This window comes from Polaromonas sp. P1_E1_2 (assembly GCF_056406035.1).
In genome coordinates, this window is sequence record NZ_JBFUAZ010000251.1 from 1 (window position 1) to 5651 (window position 5651).

At 62.3% G+C, this 5651-nt stretch carries 8 protein-coding genes; 3 read left to right on the top strand and 5 right to left on the bottom strand.

The features are described from left to right. On the top strand, window positions 1-246 hold a 246-nt coding region (locus AC1D1P_RS12795), incomplete at its 5' end, for an EamA family transporter (RefSeq protein ID WP_477673247.1). Window positions 247-294: 48 nt separating this feature from the next. Here the strand turns inward: AC1D1P_RS12795 and AC1D1P_RS12800 are convergent. Further along, window positions 295-930 carry a 3-oxoacid CoA-transferase subunit B gene (locus tag AC1D1P_RS12800; RefSeq protein ID WP_477673248.1) on the bottom strand — a complete coding sequence of 212 codons (636 nt, stop codon included), beginning with the start codon at window positions 928-930 and terminating at the stop codon, window positions 295-297. A 1-nt stretch (window position 931) separates the two neighbouring features. Further along, the gene (locus AC1D1P_RS12805) at window positions 932-1639 is read right to left on the bottom strand and encodes a CoA transferase subunit A (protein WP_477667843.1); all 708 of its coding nucleotides are present in this window, start codon (window positions 1637-1639) and stop codon (window positions 932-934) included. 97 nt (window positions 1640-1736) lie between these two features. Between AC1D1P_RS12805 and AC1D1P_RS12810 the strand changes: the two genes are divergently transcribed. Then, a complete protein-coding gene (locus AC1D1P_RS12810; protein WP_457280177.1) occupies window positions 1737-2294 on the top strand; it encodes a helix-turn-helix transcriptional regulator in 558 nt (185 codons plus the stop codon). Between the two features lie 83 nt (window positions 2295-2377). Here AC1D1P_RS12810 and AC1D1P_RS12815 read toward each other — a convergent pair whose 3' ends face one another. After that, entirely contained in the window at window positions 2378-3853 is a 1476-nt protein-coding gene (locus AC1D1P_RS12815; protein WP_477673249.1) for a protein kinase domain-containing protein, read from the bottom strand. After that, on the bottom strand, window positions 3850-4602 hold the full coding sequence (locus AC1D1P_RS12820; protein ID WP_477667845.1) for a metallophosphoesterase family protein: 753 nt from the start codon (window positions 4600-4602) through the stop codon (window positions 3850-3852). The genes AC1D1P_RS12815 and AC1D1P_RS12820 overlap by 4 nt, the downstream gene beginning before the upstream one ends. A gap of 262 nt (window positions 4603-4864) precedes the next feature. On the opposite strand from AC1D1P_RS12820, the gene AC1D1P_RS12825 reads away from it, so the two are divergent. Next, complete coding sequence (locus AC1D1P_RS12825; RefSeq protein ID WP_477673250.1) at window positions 4865-5350, top strand: GNAT family N-acetyltransferase; 486 nt, start codon at window positions 4865-4867, stop codon at window positions 5348-5350. A gap of 8 nt (window positions 5351-5358) precedes the next feature. Here AC1D1P_RS12825 and AC1D1P_RS12830 read toward each other — a convergent pair. Next, a partial coding sequence (locus AC1D1P_RS12830) for an HPF/RaiA family ribosome-associated protein (RefSeq protein ID WP_477673251.1) occupies window positions 5359-5651 on the bottom strand: 293 nt, incomplete at its 5' end.

Consider the following 5651-nt stretch of genomic DNA (forward strand, 5'->3'; position numbering starts at 1 on the left):
GCACTGGTGTGGATGGGGGTTGTCATGTCGGTGGTGGCAACGCTGCTGCTGTACCGCCTGATTCACGCGGGCAACCTGGTCAACGTCACCAGCCTGTTCTATCTGGTGCCTGCAGGCACGGCTGCACTGGACTACCTCGTGCTGGGCAACCGCCTGGCACCCTGGAGCCTGGTGGGCATGCTGGCGATCCTGCTGGGCCTGGTGCAGGTCTTCCGCAACCCTGTGCAGCCGTTGGCCGCACGCTGACCCTGAGAGTTACCGGGCGGCAGTGCAAAACCGCCGCCCGGCTACAGATCAAATCAGCTGGACACCCGTCTTGGCCTGCAAGACCTCGCGGGTTACGCCGGGCGCAAGTTCCACGACTTTGAGGCCTTCGGGCACCACGTCCATCACGGCCAGGTCGGTGATGATGCGGTCGACCACCCCCACGCCCRTCAGCGGCAGGGTGCACTTCGGCAGGATCTTCATGTCTTCGGTGCCGTCCTTCTTTTTGGCAACGTGTTCCATCAGGACGATCACGCGCTTGACGCCGGCCACCAGGTCCATGGCCCCGCCCATGCCCTTGACCATCTTGCCAGGGATCATCCAGTTGGCAAGGTCACCTTTTTCGCTGACCTGCATGGCGCCCAGGATGGACAAATTGATCTTGCCGCCGCGGATCATGGCGAAGCTTTCATGGCTGCCAAAGATGGATGAGCCCTTGATCGTCGTCACGGTCTGTTTGCCGGCGTTGATCACGTCGGCGTCCACCTGGTCTTCGGTCGGAAACGGGCCAATGCCCAGCATGCCGTTTTCCGACTGCAGCCACACTTCCTTGTCGCCTGTGAAGTTGGCCACCAGCGTCGGGATGCCGATGCCGAGGTTCACATAGAAACCATCTTCGAGTTCCTGGGCGGCACGTGCCGCCATCTGGTCTTGGGTCCAAGGCATATCAAACTCCCGCTTTCTCGGTAATGGTTCGCTTCTCAATACGTTTCTCGGGATTTGCATTGAGCACGATCCGATGCACATAGATCCCTGGCAGGTGGATGTCGTCGGGGGCGAGCTCGCCGACCTCAACGACTTTCTCCACTTCAACGATGCAAATCTTGCCGGCCATTGCGGCGGCCGGATTGAAATTGCGGGCCGTGAGGTTAAAGCGCAGGTTGCCGGACTTGTCGGCCACGTGCGCCTTGACCAGGGCCACGTCGGGCACCAGTGAACGTTCCATCACATAAGTTTCGCCGTCAAACTCGCGCAGCTCCTTGCCGTCGGCCACTTGCGTGCCCACGCCGGTCTTGGTGAAGAAGGCCGGAATGCCGGCACCGCCTGCACGCAGCTTTTCGGCCAGCGTACCTTGCGGCGTGAAGTCCAGCTCCAGCTCGCCCGCCAGGTACTGGCGCTCAAACTCCTTGTTCTCGCCGACGTAGCTGGAAATCATTTTTTTGATCTGCCGCGTTTCCAGCAGCTTGCCCAGGCCGAAGCCGTCAACACCGGCGTTGTTGGAAATCACGGTGAGGTTCTTCACCCGGCTGTCGCGCAAGGCTTCGATCAGCGCCTCGGGAATGCCGCACAGGCCGAAACCGCCGACGGCCATCAACTGGCCGTCCTTGACGACGCCCTTGAGGGCTTCTGCGGCGGAAGGGAAAAGTTTTTTCACAAATAGTCTCCTTGAGTCGTGATGCTGGCAGGTGCCATCAGCAACCCATTACGATACTACTTATCAAGTTAGGTAGTTTTCCGTAAAGGTAAGTACTGTGGAAGTCGATTACCAGCTCGCATTCGATCTGGCACCGGTGGGACTGGTGCTGTCCCGCAACCGCTCCATTGTGGACTGCAACCAGCATTTGTGCGAGATGTTCGGCGCSACGCGCGAACAACTTGCCGGCCAGTCGTTCATGATTCTTTATCCCAGTGCGGACGAGTACGAGCGCATAGGCGCACGCATGATTCCGATCCTGAACGCCAAGGGCCTGTATTCCGACGACCGCATCATGAAGCGCGTGGATGGCCGCAACAAGGGTGAGACCTTCTGGTGCCACGTCACGGGGCGGGCGCTCAACCGAAGCGCACCGCACGAAGCCGGCATCTGGACTTTCGAGGACCTGAGCTCGCGCCGCCCCGTCACGGCCGAACTCACCGCGCGTGAACGTGAAGTGGCCGCGCACCTGATGGACGGCATGACCTCCAAGGAAATTGGCCGCGCGCTGGTGATCAGCCACCGCACCGTCGAAATTTACCGCGCCCGCCTGATGCGCAAATACAAGGCGTCCACCACGGCCGACCTGGTACACCGGCTCATGGCCGGGTCGTGAACAGACCATCTGCCGCGCTTTAATTTGCTACGTTTTATATAGCACCTTGCGCTTTACCAAAAAGGGCTGGAGGCTTTTTMCGCTTAAACCATTGATGCATGGGTGCTGGCCGGCTCCGAGGGATTGGCCTCTTCACTCGCCAGCCGGTCAAACGGCAATGCCTGCTTCACCAGAATCACCGTACAGGGCGCCGCCATGGCGACCTTGATCGGAACCGTCGCCAGCAGGCGCTGCATCTGCAGGCCATGCGTCGCAGCGCCCATCACGATCATGCTGACATGATTGCCCTGGGCATAGTGCAGCAGTGCCTGCGCAACATCGCCCGATTCGATGACATGAAAAGACACTGTCTGGCTGTTCAGGTGCAAAGGCTGCGCCCACTGGCGAAGCATGCCCAGGTAGCGCCGGTGCACGGTGGTTTCGCTCGTCTGCGTGTCATGGCCCGGGGTTGCCTTCGGATCAATCACCGTCACGCAGGCCAGCCGCGCGCGCGGTGTCGTGCCCAGCACCCGCATCACGGCGCGCCGCAGCGAATACAGCGTAGCGTCGCTCACGTCCAGGCAAGGCACGGCCACCAGGATGATGGGCGCCGCATCAATTTGCCGGGAGGGCAGCGGGCTGGGCTGGTAGTCTTTGCCCGCTGCGCGCAGCCAACGCTTGAAATGCACCCAAAATCCCGTGGGGTGCAGGCGCTGGCCCAGCCCGGTCACGGCGATCTGCGCTGGGTCAGAGAGATCCAGCGCCAGGTGTGCAGCCGACGCATAACGCCGGTCGGCCTCGTTCTGCAGGCAGTGCAGGATCACTTCCTGCAGCCATTCGGGCAAGTCTGGCCGCAGCGCGCGCGGCGGCACCGGATCCATCCACAGTCGCTGCCGCAGGCCGCCGCGGGTCTGCGGGTTGCCAAAAGGCAGCGCCCGTGTGGCCAGTTCGTACAACATCACGCCGATGGCAAAGATGTCGCTGCGCGGATCGCCCCGCACGCCCACCACCTGTTCGGGCGCCATCCAGGTCGGGGAGCCGACGGCGGGACGCAGCTCTTCAGCCAGCAGGTCCGGGTAATGCGCGTGGCAAGACAACCCGAAGTCGAGCAGCACGGCACTGCCATCGGGGCGTATCAGCACGTTCGCCGGTTTCAGGTCCAGGTGGCAGGCATCCTGCAGATGCAGGCTGTGTACCGCCTGGGCCACTGCCACACCCAGCCGGGCAATTTCTTCGGCAGGCAGCGGCGCTGCAGCCTCGTCCAGCAGTTGTTGCAGAGTGCGGCCGGAAACGTATTCCATCACCAGGTAAGGCAGCTTTTCGAGGTCTCCCGCTGCCACCAGGCGCGGCACATGCGGCCCGGTCAGCACGGAAAGCAACTGCAKCTCGACCTCAAAGCCCACGATGTTTTCCGCGCCGTCGCCGGGCGTCATGCGCGGCACCTTCATCACCAGCGGAAAAGGCACGGCGTGCGTTGTGTCGGCATACCCCACCTGGTAGATGTGCGCCATGCCACCGGCATGCAGGCATTCGCCAACCACAAATCCATCTACCACGGTGCCGGGTGCCATCAACCTCACAGGCCCGCCTCCAGCCGCTGCGCAAAGTATGCGGGCAGGCCGGCTGCGCGCACATCGGCTGCGGCAGCCAGGTGGTCATAAGCCACGCGGTGGAAAGTCAGCTCGGCCAGCTCCGGGTCAAACAGTGCATACATGGCTTTGGTATTGCCGTCGCGCGGCTGGCCCACCGAACCCACGGTGGCGAGCCAGTAACGGTGCGCCGGCACCGGAATGAGCACGCCCGGGGTAGGCTGAAAGCGCATCAGCCCCTGCCCCGCACCGTGGAAATACAGCGTCTGCTGGTGCACGTGACCGCAAAACACATAGCGCACGTCCGGATCGAGCGATGCGGCGTCAAGGCTGGCTTCGGCGCGGCGTTCATTGTCCACATAGTGCCAGCGCCCCGGCGAGTCGGCACTGGCGTGTACCAGCAGCGCGGTGCCAATGGTGGCCGTCAGTGGCAGTCTCTCGAGGAAATCCAGGGCATCCTTGTCCAGCCGTTCGTGCGTCCAGGCTGCGCCGCTCTGGTCAACCGATCGGGCCTGTGCGGGCGGCGTCACCGTGTGCTGGTCATGGTTGCCCCTGAGCACGACGGCGCCCTCCCCAGCCAGGTCGCGAATCCGTTGCACCACCTCGGCCGGCTGCGCGCCATAGCCCACCAGGTCTCCCAGTATGGCCAGTCGGCCGGCGCCCTGCTCTGCAGCGTGGGCAAGGCAGGCCTCCAGCGCACGCAGGTTGGCATGCACATCGGACAGCAGGGCTATTTTCATAAGGTGAGGCGCAGTTTTATTTCACAGCAGGCAATCCCAGGCAGCTGATGTCCTGTCATTCGGGAGCAGGACAGTACAGTTTGCCGTAAAAGGAAGAGGCCGTGGCTGTTTTTATCCGCGTCAACGCAACTGCCATGCGCCAATGTCCAAGATGGCGGCCATCAGCATGCTACCAAATTAATAGCTGCTTGCGCTCGCCCTGACTGGGCTGCAGGCCACAATCACCTTTATCATCGCCTGCTTTATCGCCGTTGATCCCATCATGCATATCCGCCCTTACCAGGACTCAGACCTCGCCGCAGTCGCCCAGCTGTTCACCGATGCGGTTCATGGCCTGGCGGGAAGCCATTACGACGCCGTGCAGCGCGAGGCCTGGGCGCCTCACCCACCCGATCCGGGCCTATGGAAAACGCGGCTCGGGCCATTACAAATCTTGCTGGCGCAAGACGCGGAAGGCGGCGGTCTGCTGGGCTTTATTGGCTATGAAAAAAATGGCCATATCGACCTCCTGTTTACGTCGCCCGCTGCCGCGCGCCGCGGTGTGGCTTCACAGCTTTACGGCCATGCCGAAACTGCGCTGCGCGGTCTCGGCATCGTGGAGTTTTTTACGGAGGCCAGCCTGGTGAGCCGGCCATTTTTCGAGCGCCAGGGATTCGCGGTGAGGGAAGAGCAATGCGTTGAACGGCGCGGGGCCATGCTCCGCCGCTTTGCGATGACCAAGACCGTCCCCCTGGGCGACCAGGGTTAGTCAACGGTTCAGATGGCGTCCGGCTCGTGCCGGATGGTCTCACGCGTGCGGTGGTGGTCGCGCAATTTTCCCAACGTGTGGTCAAGCACCCGTTTGAGCTTGTCGCTTGCGCCGCGAAAGGCTTCGTCCTGGCTGGGCGCGTGGTGGTTGACGGCCAGTGGTTCATGGTGCGCCAGCCGCGCTTCCATCACGCAGCGTTTTTGGTCCGGGCTGATTTTGTCGCTGTTTTCATCGCTCATATGAACCTCAATGCGCGTGATGTCGCCCTTGAAGCGGCTCAGTGAGCTGTTGAGTTCGGTGC

Coding starts and splice junctions, on each gene's coding strand:
- AC1D1P_RS12820 (WP_477667845.1), bottom strand. CDS start 4,602: ATGAAAATAGCCCTGCTGTCCGATGTGCATGCCAACCTGCGTGCGCTG.
- AC1D1P_RS12825 (WP_477673250.1), top strand. CDS start 4,865: ATGCATATCCGCCCTTACCAGGACTCAGACCTCGCCGCAGTCGCCCAG.